Source organism: Mycobacterium sp. ACS4054, from assembly GCF_001667275.1.
Taxonomy (GTDB): Bacteria; Actinomycetota; Actinomycetes; order Mycobacteriales; family Mycobacteriaceae; genus Mycobacterium.
Window position 1 is genome coordinate 44,630 of record NZ_LZHV01000034.1, and the last position, 14,724, is coordinate 59,353.

The window sequence follows — 14,724 nt, forward strand, 5'->3', positions numbered from 1 at the left end:
GCGTGAAAACGGCTGGTGCTCACGCGTTGAGTTCGGCGGCGACGACAGGCGCCAATCGCTCGATCACGGTATGGGCAACCGAATCGATTGAGCGGCATTGCTGCTCGGACACCCTGATCAGCAGCGCATGAGCCTCGCTGGCACCGAGCTCATATCGCCGCCTCAGCACCATTTCGGCTCGGTCGATGATGTCGCCCATACCTGTCCCTCGGATCTTTGACGCTACGAAGTCGGCTAGCTCGAAGTTCCCCCATTAGACGTACGTCAAACAACGAATCTGTTCTTTTTTCGGCATGCGGGTTCGTCACCGACCTGTCGGCGTACGGCAAGTGCAGACTTTCATCGAATCTGCCTTACGGCGGCATGAAAACGGCCCCCGGAGGATCTCCGGGGGCCGTTTCGTTGGTAGCGGGGACAGGATTCGAACCTGCGACCTCTGGGTTATGAGCCCAGCGAGCTACCGAGCTGCTCCACCCCGCGTTGGTGAATGCCAGGTTACCGAACCGGCGTCACGGCGACCAAATCGCGGGCTCAGCGGGGTTCGCGCGCCGAGATTGCCGCCATGGTCGTGGATCGGGGGCCGGCCACAGCCATGGCGGCAATCTCGGCGACCGGGAGTCTCAGTGCGACGGCGGGTTCAGCCCGTACCGCCGGGCGATGTCGTCCATCCAGACGGGCGACCCGTACGTCAGGCCGTACTTGTCGGCGAGCTCGCCGAACTCGGGCAGCTCGTGCAGGACCTTGCCGACCGGGTCGTCGGCGTGCTCGACGAGCAGCTCCCCGAGCTCGCGGAAATAGTTTTCGAATCCGCCCGGGGTGATCACCTCGATGATGCGGCCAGGCTCGCTGCCCGCGTTCCACATCGCGTGCATCTGCCCGCGCGGCTTGGTGATGTAGCCGCCGGGACCCAGCACCACCTCGCTGTCGTCGGAGCGGAAGCCGATCTCGCCCGCCAGCACGATCGAGTGCTCGTCCTCGCGGGTGTGCCGGTGCGCCGCGGTGAGGAGACCGACGGCGAAGGGGTGCTCGACGATGGACACCTCGCCCCCGTTGGTCTTGCTGGTCAGCTTGAACACCGCCCCGAAACCGGGGAGGGCAACGTATTCGCCCTCCCCGGGCGGTACCACGGTGACGCCGATTTCGTTCCGCTCGGTCATCTGACTCACTCCTCGGCCCGTCATCCCGCCGCGGCCAGGTCCGCCGCTTCGTGCGGCGGCCACAGCGGCTGCGGCACCTCGACTCCGAATGGCTTGCCCCAGCCGTTGCGGGAAGAAACCTCGTGCACGGGGCGCCGATTGGCCGCCACGCCCCACTTGCCCCGCGGGTAGCCGAGGGTCAGCATGGCCGACATCTTCCAGCCCTGCTCGGCGGGCACGCCCAGCAACTCGTTGACCTCGTCGGTGAAATTGCGGAGCACCATCGTCATCACACCGCCGACGCCCTCGGCGCGGGCGGCGAGCAGCGCGCTCCAGATCGCCGGGTAGATGTTGGCGCCGCCCAGGTCGTCGATGGCGTAGACGAAGAGCAACAGCGGGATCTCTTCGAAATGGTCGGCCAGGTAGTTCCCCGACCCCTGCATCCGGCGCATCGTTTCCGCGTGCTGCGCCGGGTCGGCTCCGGGGGCCGTCGCCACCATGGGTCCCGCTCCCGCGCTGAACTTTTCGTACTCGATGGCGCGGGCCCGCCGGAACAGGTCGGCGAACTTGCCGATCAGTTCGCGGTCATCGACGGCCACGAAGTGCCACCGCTGGGTGTTGCCCCCGTTCGGGGCGCGCACGGCCGCGTCGAGGATGCGGGCCTGGGTTTCCAGCGGGATCGGATCCGGCCGCAGCCGGCGCATCATCCTGGTGGTGTAGAGCGCCTCGTGAATGTCCATTTCTTTCGCTCCTTTCCGGTTATTCGGGCCAGCTGTTGCCCAGGATCTTGTCGACGAAGTCGACACGCTCGAAGGTGGGATCGAAGTGCGCCAGCACGTCGGCGTTCATGGTGCCGGCCGTGGTGTGCGGGCGGTGCTTCATGCCGTCGTTGAACGCCGCCAGGATGCGCTGCTTGAACTGCGGGCGCGGATGGGCGGCGGTCACCGCGGCGAGCGCCTCGGGGGCCACGTCTTCGCGGCCGATGCCGACCACGTCGACCTCGACACCGGCTTGCAGGAGCGCGACCTCCGGCGCCATGAACTCGGGCACCCCCGGGGTGGTGTGCAGGGCGATGCCGAGCCACACCTTGTCGGCGTCGGCCTTGTCGACGCCGCGCGCGGTCAGGAAATCGCGAGCCGCGTCGGCGCCGTCGACCTCGAAGCGGACGGGCGAGGTGCGATAGCGCTCGGTGAGCCCGAGGTCGTGGAACATCGCGCCGACGTAGAGGAGCTCCAGGTCGGGCTGCAGGCCACGGCGCGCGCCCCGCAGCGCGCCGAAGAGGAACACCCGGCGCGAGTGGTGGAACAACAGGTCGTCCTCGGCGTCGCGAATGAACTCGGTGGCCTCGCGCACCAGCGCCGAGTCGGGTATGCGGATGCCGCCGATGCTTTCGATGGAGCTGGTGGTCATGTTCTCGTCTCCTTTTCCGGTGAGCGTGTCACTCAGTCTGCGGCCGCACGCGCCCGCCGAGCGTGGGCGTTCGAGCCGTCCTCTCCACAGAAAGCGACACAATGTCCTAGTGGCCGAAACGCGGGTGGTGGTGATCGTCGTCTTCGACGACGTGACGCTGTTAGACGTCGCCGGAGCGGGTGAGGTCTTCGTCGAGGCCAACCGGTTCGGCGCCGACTACCGGCTCAGGATCGCGTCGCTGGACGGGCGGGACGTGACGACGTCGATCGGCACCCCGTTGGGCGTCACCGACCGCATCGCGGAGATCGAGTCCGCCGATACCATCCTGGTCGCCGGCAGCGACCACCTGCCGGCGCGGGCGATCGACCCCGCGCTCGTCGAGGCCGTCAGGGCGCTGTCGGCGCGGTCCCGGCGGATGGCGTCCATCTGCACCGGGTCGTTCATCCTGGCGCAGGCCGGCCTGCTCAGCGGCCGGCGCGCCACCACGCACTGGCACGACGCCCGGCGGTTGGCCCGGGCCTTCCGGGACGTGACGGTAGAGCCCGACGCGATCTTCGTCCGCGACGGCGACGTCTTCACCTCGGCCGGGATTTCGTCGGGCATCGACCTGGCGCTGGCGTTGGTCGAAATGGATTACGGCACCAAGCTGGTCCGCGACGTGGCCCGATGGCTGGTCGTCTACCTCAAACGCGCGGGCGGCCAATCACAGTTCTCGGTGCTGGTCGAGGCCGATCCCCCACCGGAGTCGCCGCTGCGCGCGGTCATCGACGCGGTCGCGGCCGACCCGGCCGCCAACCACAGCGTGAAATCCCTTGCGGCCCGGGCGTCGCTGAGCACGCGCCAGCTGACCCGGCTCTTCCAGTCCGAGCTCGGAATGACCCCCGCCCGCTACGTCGAGCTGGTGCGGATCGATTTCGCCCGGGGCGCACTGGAATCCGGCCGGTCGGTATCCGAGACCGCGGGCATGGCCGGCTTCGGCAGCATCGAGACGCTGCGCCGGGTGTTCGTCAACCACCTGGGCATCAGCCCGAAGGCCTATCGGGAGAGGTTCCGAACGGCCTACGCCTGAGGGCTATTTGGTGTTGTTGTACTTGGTGATCGCGTCGTCCAACCGCTGCAAGGCCGCGCCGTAACCGGCGAAATCACCCTTCTTCTGGGCGTCCTTGGCCGCGCCCAGCGCCGCCTGAATCTCCTGCAGGGCAGCCGATTTGGCCGGGGACAGGGTGACCGATCCGTCCGGCACCGGCGGAACCGCCGTCGGCGGGGGCGATCCCGGCGGCCCGGCCGGCGGGGGCGGGACGACGGGTGGGGGCGCCTGCGGATTGCCGGCGTCGGTGGGCTGGATGCCCGTCGCGGCCGCGCCCGCGCCAGGACCGAACAGGCCGGTCAGCGCGTCGCGCACGGTGGGCCCGTAGCCGATCTTGTCGTTGTACATCATCGCGACGCGGATCAGCCGCGGGTAGGACGAGGCGGCGTCGCTGGCCCCCGGCGAGGCGTAGACGGGTTCGACGTACAGCAGGCCGCCCTGGCCCACCGGCAGGGTGAGCAGGTTGCCCCACCGGATCCGGTTCTGGTTGTCGCGCCCGATCACGCCGAGGTCCTGGGACACCGCCGGGTCGGTGGTGATGGCGTTGTTGGCCAGCTTGGGCCCGTTGACCTGACCGGGAATGGTCAGCACGGTGATCCGGCCGTACGTCGCGGGGTCCGAGCTGGCGCTGATGTAGGCGGCCAGGTAGTCACGCTTGAACCGGTTCATCGCGCTGGTCAGCTGATACGACGACGAATTATCGTTCTTGGCAATGTTTTTCGCGACGATGTAATAGGGCGGCTGATAGCTGCTGGCCGTCGGGTTCGGGTCCAGCGGGACGTCCCAGAAGTCCGACGTGGAGAAGAACGTCACCGGATCGTTGACGTGATACTTGGCCAACAGCATCCGCTGCACCTTGAACAGGTCCTCGGGGTAGCGCAGGTGCTCGGCGAGTTCTGGGGTGATGTCGCTCTTCGGCTTGACCGTGCCGGGAAAGACCTGCATCCACGCCTTGAGCACCGGGTCCTGCTCGTCCTGCTGGTACAGCGTGACGGTGCCATCGTACGCGTCCACGGTGGCCTTGACCGAGTTGCGGATGTAGGAGACCTGCTTGTCGGGGGCCAGCTTGTTGAACGCCACCTCGTTGGAGTCGGCGGTGGCCGATTCCAGGGAGGTCAGCTCGGAATAGGGATAGTTGTCCAGGGTGGTGTAGCCGTCGATGATCCACACCAGCCGCTTGTTGACGATCGCGGGGTACACGGAGCTGTCGGTGGTCAGCCACGGTGCCACCGCCTCCACCCGGCGGGCCGGGTCGCGGTTGAACAGGATGCGGCTGTTGGAGCCGATCACGTTGGAGAACAGGAAGTTTCGCTCGGCGAACTTGGCGGCGAACACGCTGCGGGACAACCAGTCCCCGACCGGCACTCCCCCGAGACCGGTGTAGGTGTAGTTCTTGGTGTCGGAGCTGGTCTCGTAGTCGTATTCGCGGTCGGCGCCGTTGCGCCCGACGATCGCGTAGTCGGCGGACGTGCTGGAGATGACCGGCCCGTAGTAGATGCGCGGCTGTTCCAGCGGCGCCGGGCCGTCGGACACCACGTTGCCGTTGGCGCCGACGACGTTGACCAAAAACTCGGGATAGCCGCCGTTCTGGTTGGGGTCGTTGGCTACGCCGCGCACCGTGTTGGCCGGCGACGCGATGAACCCGTTGCCGTGCGTGTAGACGCTGTGCCGGTTGATCCAGTCCCGCTGGTTTTCGATCAGCCGGTCGGGGTTGAGTTCGCGGGCCGCGACGACGTAGTCGCGCAGCGAGCCGTTGCGGTCCACGTACCGGTCGATGGACAGCTGGTCGGGGAAGTAGTAGAAGTTCTTGCCCTGCTGGAACTGGGTGAACGCCGGGCTGACGATGGTCGGGTCGAGCAGCCGGATGTTGGAGGTGGTGGCCCGGTCGTCGGCCACCTGCTGCGCGGTGGCCTGCGTGTCGCCGGCATAGGTGCGATAGGTGACCACGTCCGACGTCAGGCCGTACGCCTGCCGCGTCGCGGTGATGCTGCGGCCGATGTATTCGCTTTCCTTCTGCGCGGCATTGGGTTTGACGCTGATCTGCTCGACGATCAGCGGCCACCCCGCGCCCACGATCAACGACGACAGCAGCAGCAGCACCAGGCCGATGGCCGGAATCCGCAAGTCGCGCAGAACGATAGCGGAGAACACCGCGGCCGCGCAGATCAGCGCGATCGCCATCAGGATCAGCTTGGCCGGCAGCACCGCGTTGATGTCGGTGTACCCGGCGCCGGTGAACGGCTTTCCCCCACGCGTGTGGGACAGCAACTCGTAGCGGTCCAACCAGTACGCGATCGCCTTGAGCAGCACCAGCAGCCCCACCACGGTGACCAGCTGGATCCGCGCGGAACGGCTCAGCGCGCCCGTTCGCCCCGACAGCCGGATGCCGCCAAAGATGTAGTGCGCCAACAGGTTGGCCAAAAACGCCAGGAACACCGCCACGAACAAATAGCTGAGCAGCAGCCGGTAGAACGGCAGCTCGAACGCGTAGAAGCCGAGATCCTTGCCGAACTGCGGATCCCGGATGCCGAAGTCGCCGCCGTGCATGAACAGCTGGATGCGCACCCAGTAGCTTTGCGCGATGATGCCGGCCAGCAGGCCGATCGCGACCGGCACCCCGATGGCCACCAGCCGCAGCCGGGACAGCACGACGGCGCGGTACCGGGCGACCGGATCGTTGTCGTTGCTCGGCACGAAGACCGGGCGGGTGCGGTAGGCCACCGCGAGACCGGCGAACACGATGCCGCCCACCAGCAGACCGGCCACCAGAAAGACCACGAACCGGGTGACCAGCACGGTGGTGAACACCGAGCGGTAGCCGAGCTCGCCGAACCACAGCCAGTCCACGTACGCGTCGATCAGCCGCGGACCGGCGAGCAGCAAAGCGATCACACCCAGCGCGATCAGGATCAGAATCCGGCTACGCCGAGTCAGCTTCGGCATCCGTGCGGTGGGCCGCATCCCCACTGGCTACGCTCCCTGCTCGATTGATCGACGGTGACAACTCTACGCACCGGGCGACGTGCGATCCCGGCCGAGCTTCAGCAGCTCGGCGGCTGGCCCCCCGACGTGATCGCGTGCAGCGCGTCGACCGCCTGGCCGAGCGTCTCCACCTTCACCAGGCGCATCCCGGACGGGTTGTCCGAGTTCGCCTCGTAGCAGTTCTTGGCCGGTACCAGGAAGATGGTCGCCCCCGCCGCGTGCGCGGCGACCATCTTGTGCGTGATGCCGCCGATCTGGCCCACCTTCCCATCGGCGGAAATGGTGCCGGTCCCGGCGATGAACTTCGACCCGGTCAGGTCGCCGGTGGTCAGCTTGTCGACCACCGCCAGGCTGAACATCAGCCCGGCGGACGGGCCGCCCACGTTGGCGAGGTTGAAATCCACGACGAACGGCGCCCACGGCGCGGTGAGCACGGCGACACCGAGGAAGCCGTAGTCGCGATCCTTGTTCGCGCCCAGCGTAATTTGCGCGATGCCGGCCGGCTCGTTCTTGCGGCGGTAGTCGATGGTCACCGTCTGGCCGGGTTTGGTGCTCTTCAGCAATCCGGTGAACTGGTCGACGTCGGCGACGGGGGTGCCGTTGACCGCGTCGATGGCGTCGCCGTCCTTCAGCTTGCCCGCCGAGGGGCCCGGGTCGGTGACCTTGGCGACCGTGACCGCTGCCGGGTACTTCAGGTAGCCCAGGGCGGCGTACGCGGCGCTGTCCTCGGACTCCTTGAAGTCGGCGTTGTTGGCCTTGTCGACCTCGTCGCGCGACTTGCCGGGCGGGTAGATCAGGTCGCGCGGTACCAGCTGTTCCTGCCCCGAAAGCCACAGCGTCAGCGCCTCGCCCAGCGTCAGCTCGTCCCGCTGGGACACCGTGGTCATGTTGAGGTGCCCGGTGGTCGGATGCGTCGCGGCGCCCTCGATGGCCACCACCTGCTTGCCGTCGACCTCGCCGAGCGTGTCGAAGGTGGGCCCGGGGCCCAGCGACACGAACGGCACGGTCACCACCGCCAGCAACACGCCGAAGACCAGGATCGGCACCAGCGCGACCATCAGGGTCAGAATCCGCCTGTTCACGCCGATCAGACTAGACGGAGCCCGCCGCGCCCGATTCAGCCACAAGCTGACCCGAGAGCGCCCGTCCCGTTATCGCGGTGAGTACCGTTGACGGTATGGCTGACCTGCCTTTCGGCTTCTCGTCCGGGGAAGACCCCGACAAACCCGGGAAGAAAGATCCCAATTCGGGCTCTGGCGGCTCCGATCCGCTCGGCGCATTCGGCATGGGCGGCGAGTTCGGCATGGGTGACCTGGGACAGATCTTCACCCAGCTGGGTCAGATGTTCTCCAGCGCGGGCGCCGGGATGGGCGGGGGCCAATCCTCGGGGCCGGTCAACTACGAACTGGCCCGGCGGGTGGCCACGAACTCGATCGGTTTCGTCGCGCCGATCCCCGCGACGACGAACTCGGCGATCGCCGACGCGGTCCACCTCGCCGAGACCTGGCTGGACGGCGCCACGGCGCTGCCCGCCGGCACCAGCAAGGCGGTGGGATGGACCCCGGCCGACTGGGTCGACAACAGCCTGCAGACCTGGAAGCGGCTGTGTGACCCGATGGCCCAACAGATCTCGACGGTGTGGGCGTCGTCGTTGCCCGAGGAGGCCAAGAGCATGGCCGGCCCGCTGATGGCGATGATGTCGCAGATGGGCGGGATGGCCTTCGGCTCCCAGCTGGGCCAGGCGCTCGGCCGGCTGTCGCGGGAGGTCCTGACGTCGACGGACATCGGTCTCCCGTTGGGGCCCAAGGGAATTGCCGCCATCCTGCCCGACGCCGTGGAGTCGTTCGCCGCCGGCCTCGAGCAGCCCCGCAGCGAGATCCTGACGTTCCTGGCGGCCCGCGAGGCCGCCCACCACCGGCTGTTCAGTCACGTGCCGTGGCTGTCGAGCCAGCTGCTGGGCGCGGTGGAGGCCTACGCGATGGGCATGCAGATCGACATGAGCGGGATCGAGGAGCTGGCCCGCGATTTCAACCCGGCGACGCTGTCCGACCCGGCGGCCATCGAAAACCTTTTGGGCCAAGGCGTTTTCGAGCCCAAGGCCACGCCGGCGCAGACGCAGGCGCTGGAGCGCCTCGAGACGCTGCTCGCGTTGATCGAGGGCTGGGTACAGGTGGTGGTGACCGCGGCCCTGGGCGACCGGATCCCGGGCGCGGCCGCGCTGAGCGAGACGCTGCGCCGCCGCCGCGCCACCGGCGGCCCGGCCGAGCAGACGTTCGCGACGCTGGTGGGCCTGGAGCTGCGGCCCCGCAAGATGCGCGAAGCGGCCGCGCTGTGGGAGCGCCTCACCGAGGCCGCCGGCGTGGACGCCCGCGACGCCATTTGGCAACACCCCGATCTGCTGCCCGCCGCCGAGGACCTCGACGAGCCGGCCGGCTTCATCGACCGGGTGATCGGCGGCGACACCAGCGGCATCGACGAGGCGATCGCCAAACTCGAGGAGAACCCCGAAGAACCCGGCCCTGCGGATAACTGATCGGGCCGGTCGACGAAACAGGTGCCTCCCAACGTAATTCGCGCATAGTTCACGCCCTGTTCCCACGTCCACAAGCAACGAAGGCAATTCTTGGCTGAGGCTTTCGCGTCTGCCCGGTGCACCAGGCCAGAACGCGATGCCGGCTACGCACGGACAAATTGAGGTGGGGAAAATGCGGACACAGCCAATCTTGGCCGCGGGGCTGACGGTAGTCGCTCTGGCGTTCAGCGCGGGGGTCGCGCAAGCTGATCCGGCCGCGGACCCGAACGATCCAGGCAACCAGGCTAACTGGCCCTGCGGCGTGACGATCGGACCGGTAACCACGACCACGGGAACGATCATCGGTATTCGCGGCGGCAAGCCGTGCCCGCCGCCACCGCCCGCATCTGCCGGACAACCCTGACGGCCCGCCGTCCCCGGCCCTGTGGATAACTGATTGGGCGGTCACCGTCCGCGTGCCACAGTGCACCCGTGCCCGCGGCCACCCTTTCCACCTATGCGCTGGACCCGGCCATGCCGGTGCTGCTGCGGCCCGACGGGGCCGTGCAGGTCGGCTGGGATCCGCGCCGGGCCGTGCTGGTGCGCCCGCCGGGCGGCCTGGCCCCGGCGGAACTGGCCGCGCTGCTGCGGTCCATGCGGTCCCCGACGCCGCTGCCCGAGTTGCAGCGGCGGGCCGCCGACCGCGGCTTGCGGGACGCCGAGGGGCTGACGGGCCTGATCACCCAGCTGGTCGGCGCGGGGGTCGCGACGGAATGCGCGACGCCGCGCGGGCGGGCGCCGTCCATCCGGATCCACGGCCGCGGCCCGCTGTCGGAGCTGCTGGTCGAGGCGTTGCGCCGCTCGGGCGCCCGCATCGCCCACAGCAGCCAACCGCACGCCGCCGTGTCCGGCGCCGCAGTCGACCTGGTGGTGCTGTCGGACTACCTGATCGCCGACCCCCGCATGGTCCGCGACCTGCACACCCAGGGTGTCCCCCACCTGCCGGTGCGCGTCCGCGACGGCGTCGGGCTGGTCGGCCCACTCGTCATCCCCGGCACGACCAGCTGCCTGGGCTGCGCCGACCTGCATCGTCGCGACCGGGACGCGGCGTGGCCGGCCATCTCGGCGCAGCTGCGGGAAACCGTCGGCGTCGCCGACCGGGCCACGCTGCTGGGGACGGCCGCGCTGGCGCTCAGCCAGGTGAACCGGGTGATCGCCGCCGTCCGCAAGCAGGACGCGGTGCCGCCCCAAACCCTCAACGCCACGCTGGAATTCGACCTCAACGCCGGTGCCATCGTGGCGCGGCAGTGGACCCGGCACCCGCTGTGCTCGTGCTAACGCGGGCCGCCGCGCTGTATGCCCGAGGCCGGTGTTGCGAAGATCAAGCACGAGTCGGCCTGAGCGTCATGGATGATGGATACGTGGCAGACATCAAACGCGGCCGTGCGGCGCGGAACGCGAAGCTGGCCAGCATCCCCGTCGGCTTCGCCGGCCGGGCGGCGCTGGGGTTCGGGAAACGGCTGACCGGCAAATCGCGGGACGAAGTCCAGGCCGAGCTGATGGAGAAAGCCGCCAACCAGCTGTTCACCGTCCTGGGCGAGCTCAAGGGCGGAGCGATGAAGGTGGGCCAGGCCCTGTCGGTGATGGAGGCCGCCATCCCGGACGAGTACGGCGAGCCCTACCGCGAGGCGCTGACCAAGCTGCAAAAGGACGCCCCGCCGCTGCCCGCCAACAAGGTGCACCGGGTGCTCGACGCCCAGCTGGGCACCAAGTGGCGGGAGCGGTTCAGCTCGTTCGACGACAAGCCCATCGCCTCGGCCAGCATCGGCCAGGTGCACAAGGCGGTCTGGGCCGACGGGCGCCCGGTGGCGGTCAAGATCCAATACCCGGGCGCCGACGAGGCGCTGCGCGCCGACCTGAAGACCATGCAGCGGATGGTCGGCGTGGTCAAACAGCTCGCGCCCGGCGCCGACGTCCAGGGCATCGTCGACGAGCTGGTCGAGCGCACCGAGATGGAGCTCGACTACCGGCTGGAGGCCGACAACCAGCGCGCCTTCGCCAAGGCCTACGAGGGCCACCCGCACTTCGCGATACCGCACGTCGTCGCCAGCGCGCCCAAGGTCGTGGTCCAGGAGTGGATCGACGGGCTGCCGCTGGCGCAGATCATCCGCGACGGCACCCGCGAGCAGCGCGACCTGATCGGCACCCGGCTGCTCGAGCTGACCTTCGACGCGCCCCGGCGGTTGGGGATGCTGCACGGCGACGCCCACCCGGGGAACTTCATGCTGCTCCCCGACGGCCGGATGGGCGTCATCGACTTCGGCGCCGTCGCACCGCTGCCCGGCGGCTACCCCGTCGAGCTCGGGATGACGATCCGGCTGGCCCGCGACAAGAATTACGACCTGCTGCTGCCCACGATGGAGAAGGTGGGCTTCATCCAGAAGGGTCAGCAGGTGTCGGTGCGCGACATCGACGAAATGCTGCGCCAGTACGTCGAGCCCATCGAGGTCGACGTCTTCCACTACACGCGTAAGTGGTTGCAGCGCATGACCGTCGGCCAGATCGATCGTTCGGTGTCCCAGATCAAGACGGCCCGGCAGATGGACCTGCCGCCCAAGCTGGCCATCCCGATGCGCGTCATCGCGTCCGTGGCCGCGATCCTGTGTCAGCTGGACGCGCGGGTGCCGATCAAGGCGCTGTCCGAGGAGTTGATCCCGGGCTTCGCCGAGCCCGACAGCGCCGTCATCTAGGCGGCGACTCCGTCTTTGCGGGGGCGTCCGCGCGGTCGCTTGAAGTCCAGGATCGCGCCGCGATCGAGGATCTCGCCGCCCCACACCCCCCAGGGCTCGGCCCGCTCCAGCGCCGACGCCAGGCACTGGCGCCGGATCGGGCAGCCCGCGCAGAGCGCCTTGGCGCGCTCGAGGTCGGCCGGGGTCTCGGCAAACCAGAGGTCGGGATCGCCGGCGTGGCACGGCAACACCGGTTGTCTGGGGACTGTCAGTGCCGACATGTCCTGCTCACCTGCTTCCTGGTCGGGGCTTCCTCTTTCGGTGATCCGGACCAGGTAGCGGGCTTGTGCTGGAGCCCGAAAAAACTGTGGCCACGGATCCTTGACTTCGGGTCCGTGGCCGTTCGGTGAAAACCGGGCTGTCAGGTGGCCATTCGGTGGACCTCGAGTCCCACGGACGCGTTCGTCGCGGCGGCGGCGGCGCGATGCTTCAGCGCGGCCGCCGGCACGGCGGTGTGGGCGGCATGCTTGAGCGCGGCCGCCGCGGCGGCCACGTCCACACCGAACGCGTCGTTGATCATCGTGGCCACCTCCCTTCGTCGTGCCAGAACGCAGCTTCGAGGGTAAACCGTTGCCGACGTCCGGGACAACGGATTTTCTGACCTGCGCGTTTGCGGCTCAGCCCCCGCGCACCAGCTCCAGCACGTCGGGCCCGTACTGCTCCAGCTTGCGGGCGCCGATGCCGGGGATCGCGATCAGCGCGTCCTCGTCGTCGGGGCGCAGCTCGGCGATCGCGATCAGCGTGTTGTCGGTGAACACGACGTACGCGGGCACCTTCTGCTCCTTGGCGATGTCGAGCCGCCACGCCTTGAGCCGCAGCAGCAACTCCTCGTCGACGTCGGCGGCACAGGTTTCACAGCGCCGCAGCATCACCGCGGCGGCGGTGGCCAGGTCCTTGTTGCAGATGCGGCAGCGCGCCGCGGCGCCCCGGTTGCGCCGGGCCCGGTTCGGCGCGGCGTCCGCGCGCGCCTGCGGGGCGATGCCGTTGAGGAACCGCGACGGCTTGCGACCCTGCCGCCCGCCCGGGCTGCGGGCCAGCGCCCAACTGAGCGCCAAATGTATTCGCGCCCTGGTGATTCCGACGTAGAGGAGCCGGCGCTCTTCCTCGACGGCCTCACTCTCCGGCCCGTGCGCCAACGCGTGCGAGATGGGTAGCGTGCCGTCGGCCAGCCCGACCAGGAACACCGCGTCCCACTCCAGCCCCTTGGCGGCGTGCAGCGAGGCCAGCGTGACACCCTGCACCACCGGTGGATGCCGCGCGTCGGCCCGCAACCGGAGTTCGGCCAGCAGTCCCGCGAGGTCAAGCTGCGGGCGTTGGGCCACCTCGTCGTCGACCAATTCGGCCAGCGCGGTCAGCGCCTCCCAGCGCTCGCGGGCGCGGGTGCCGACCGGCGGCTCGGCCTCCAGCCCCAGCGGCTCCAGGACCGCCCGCACGAGTTCGGGCAGCGGCCCGTCGGCGCCGCGCTCGGCCGCGCGCTGCAGCGCCAGCAGCGACTGCTTGATCTCCTGGCGGGTGAAGAACCCCTCGCCGCCGCGGACCTGATACGGGATGCCCGCCTCGGTCAGCGCCTCCTCGTAGGCCTCCGACTGCGCGTTGACGCGGTACAGCACGGCGATCTCCGACGGCGGCGTGCCCGCTTCGATCAGCCGGCCGATCGACGCGGCGACGGCCGCGGCCTCCGCCGGTTCGTCGGGATGCTCGTGGAACGACGGCGCCGGCCCGGGCGGGCGCTGCCCCGACAGGTGCAGCTTGCTGCCCGCCACCCGCCCGCGGGCCGCGGCGATCACCTGGTTGGCCAACGACACCACCTGCGGGGTGGAGCGGTAGTCGCGTTCCAGACGCACGACGGTGGCGTCCGGGTACCGCCGCGAGAAGTCGAGCAGGAACCGCGGTGAGGCCCCGGTGAACGAGTAGATGGTCTGGTTGGCGTCGCCGACGACGGTCAGGTCGTCCCGGTCCCCCAGCCACGCCGTCAGCACCCGCTGCTGCAGCGGCGTGACGTCCTGGTATTCGTCGACGACGAAGCAGCGGTAGCGGCCCCGGAATTCGTCGGCCACGGCGGCGTCGTTTTCGATCGCGGCGGCGGTGTGCAGCAGCAGGTCGTCGAAATCGAGCAGCGTCACCGATTCGTCGCGCACCTTCAGGGCTTCGTAGGCGCCGTACACCGTCGCGACCCGCGCGGCGTCCAGCGGGATGTCCCGCGCCGCCTCGGCCACGGCGGCGGGGTATTCCTCGGGACTGATCAGCGACGCCTTGGCCCACTCGATCTCGCCCGCCAGGTCGCGGACGTCCTCGGTGCTGGCATTGATCCGGCAGCGGCTGGCCGCCCGCGCCACCACGGCGAACTTCGTGTCGAGCAGCTGCCAGCCGGTGTCACCGACCACCCGCGGCCAGAAGTACCGCAGTTGCCGGTGGGCCGCCGCGTGAAACGTCAGGGCCTGCACCCCGGCGACGCCGGTGTCCGTGCCCGCGGCCGCGTCCAGCATCCGCAACCGGGACCGCATTTCCCCCGCGGCCCGCTGGGTGAAGGTGACGGCGAGCACCTGCCCGGCGGCCACATGACCGCTCGCCACCAGCTGCGCGATCCGGTGCGTGATGGTGCGGGTCTTGCCTGTGCCGGCGCCCGCGAGCACGCAGACCGGGCCGCGGGGAGCCAGCACGGCGTCGCGCTGCTCGTCGTCCAGCCCGGCGGTCAGGGCGTCCGCGAGCATCGGCATGGCGTCCATCTTGGCAGCGGTGGCCGACAAACCGCGTCCCCGCCCAGTGCGCGTCGGCGAGTTGTCGCCGGAATCGGTGGGTGCCCGCGGC

The 14,724-nt window shown here is 69.3% G+C and carries 13 protein-coding genes and 1 tRNA gene; 4 read left to right on the top strand and 10 right to left on the bottom strand.

Annotation, left to right across the window (positions count from 1 at the left end):
- Positions 1-19 precede the first annotated feature (19 nt).
- From A5730_RS07345 to A5730_RS07365, 5 genes are all read right to left on the bottom strand, one after another.
- Entirely contained in the window at positions 20-199 is a 180-nt protein-coding gene (locus A5730_RS07345; protein ID WP_067897640.1) for an ANTAR domain-containing protein, read from the bottom strand.
- A 204-nt stretch (positions 200-403) separates the two neighbouring features.
- Positions 404-480 (bottom strand) — tRNA-Met (locus tag A5730_RS07350).
- A 140-nt stretch (positions 481-620) separates the two neighbouring features.
- Entirely contained in the window at positions 621-1,157 is a 537-nt protein-coding gene (locus A5730_RS07355; RefSeq protein WP_067897643.1) for a cupin domain-containing protein, read from the bottom strand.
- A 20-nt stretch (positions 1,158-1,177) separates the two neighbouring features.
- Positions 1,178-1,876 carry a nitroreductase family protein gene (locus A5730_RS07360; RefSeq protein WP_067897646.1) on the bottom strand — a complete coding sequence of 233 codons (699 nt, stop codon included), beginning with the start codon at positions 1,874-1,876 and terminating at the stop codon, positions 1,178-1,180.
- Positions 1,877-1,895: 19 nt separating this feature from the next.
- Positions 1,896-2,546, bottom strand: coding sequence for an HD domain-containing protein (locus A5730_RS07365; RefSeq protein WP_067897649.1), 651 nt, complete (start codon positions 2,544-2,546; stop codon positions 1,896-1,898).
- A 124-nt stretch (positions 2,547-2,670) separates the two neighbouring features.
- On the opposite strand from A5730_RS07365, the gene A5730_RS07370 reads away from it, so the two are divergent.
- Positions 2,671-3,615, top strand: a complete 945-nt coding sequence (locus A5730_RS07370) for a GlxA family transcriptional regulator (RefSeq protein ID WP_067897775.1) — start codon at positions 2,671-2,673, stop codon at positions 3,613-3,615.
- A 3-nt stretch (positions 3,616-3,618) separates the two neighbouring features.
- Here the strand turns inward: A5730_RS07370 and A5730_RS07375 are convergent, their stop codons facing one another.
- Together A5730_RS07375 and A5730_RS07380 are read right to left on the bottom strand one after the other, a co-directional pair.
- A complete protein-coding gene (locus A5730_RS07375) occupies positions 3,619-6,600 on the bottom strand; it encodes a UPF0182 family protein (protein ID WP_067897652.1) in 2,982 nt (993 codons plus the stop codon).
- A 74-nt stretch (positions 6,601-6,674) separates the two neighbouring features.
- Entirely contained in the window at positions 6,675-7,697 is a 1,023-nt protein-coding gene (locus A5730_RS07380; protein ID WP_067897655.1) for a PDZ domain-containing protein, read from the bottom strand.
- Between the two features lie 77 nt (positions 7,698-7,774).
- Here A5730_RS07380 and A5730_RS07385 point away from each other — a divergent pair, with 77 nt between their 5' ends.
- From A5730_RS07385 to A5730_RS07395, 3 genes are all read left to right on the top strand, one after another.
- Positions 7,775-9,148, top strand: coding sequence for a zinc-dependent metalloprotease (locus tag A5730_RS07385; RefSeq protein ID WP_197506195.1), 1,374 nt, complete (start codon positions 7,775-7,777; stop codon positions 9,146-9,148).
- Positions 9,149-9,619: 471 nt separating this feature from the next.
- Positions 9,620-10,465, top strand: a complete 846-nt coding sequence (locus tag A5730_RS07390; RefSeq protein WP_067897661.1) for a cyclodehydratase — start codon at positions 9,620-9,622, stop codon at positions 10,463-10,465.
- A gap of 68 nt (positions 10,466-10,533) precedes the next feature.
- Positions 10,534-11,877: an AarF/ABC1/UbiB kinase family protein gene (locus A5730_RS07395; protein WP_067897664.1), complete on the top strand. Its 1,344-nt coding sequence runs from the start codon at positions 10,534-10,536 to the stop codon at positions 11,875-11,877.
- Here A5730_RS07395 and A5730_RS07400 read toward each other — a convergent pair.
- The 3 genes from A5730_RS07400 to A5730_RS07405 form a co-directional block, all read right to left on the bottom strand.
- Positions 11,874-12,137, bottom strand: a complete 264-nt coding sequence (locus A5730_RS07400; RefSeq protein ID WP_067897667.1) for a WhiB family transcriptional regulator — start codon at positions 12,135-12,137, stop codon at positions 11,874-11,876. The two genes, A5730_RS07395 and A5730_RS07400, sit on opposite strands and share 4 nt — an antisense overlap.
- A 140-nt stretch (positions 12,138-12,277) precedes the next feature.
- Positions 12,278-12,436, bottom strand: coding sequence for a hypothetical protein (locus tag A5730_RS24920; RefSeq protein WP_197281000.1), 159 nt, complete (start codon positions 12,434-12,436; stop codon positions 12,278-12,280).
- 97 nt (positions 12,437-12,533) lie between these two features.
- Positions 12,534-14,633: an ATP-dependent DNA helicase UvrD2 gene (locus A5730_RS07405; RefSeq protein ID WP_197506197.1), complete on the bottom strand. Its 2,100-nt coding sequence runs from the start codon at positions 14,631-14,633 to the stop codon at positions 12,534-12,536.
- Between the last annotated feature and the right edge of the window lie 91 nt (positions 14,634-14,724).